The organism is Lacinutrix sp. MEBiC02595 (genome assembly GCF_053601555.1).
This window is the reverse complement of the sequence record NZ_JBSHNU010000047.1, coordinates 1-248: the sequence shown is the minus strand read 5'-3', so window position 1 is coordinate 248 and position 248 is coordinate 1. Positions and strand designations below refer to the sequence as shown.

The following is a 248-nucleotide window of genomic DNA, read 5'->3' as shown; positions in this document are numbered from 1 at the left end:
TATACCGTTGCAGATGATTGTGATAACGAAACTATACTTGTTGCCATTCTTACGCTTAACGATTCTATCGGTCCAGATTTAACAGTTTGTACTACAGTTACAGATACCTCTGTAGATTGTACAGCGGATGATAACGAAACTATTGCCGATGCTTGGAATACTGCTAATATTGCTGCACTTGAATCTTGTGGTTCAGATAGCTGTGATGCAGATGGTGTTTATAACGTAACTTCCAATTACGACTTCAA

General features: G+C 38.3%; 1 protein-coding gene. It reads left to right on the top strand.

Features of this window, described 5'->3' with window-relative positions; all coding sequences use genetic code 11:
- The coding region (locus ACVCZW_RS00165) for a hypothetical protein (protein WP_452231302.1) at positions 1 to 248 on the top strand (248 nt) is incomplete at both ends.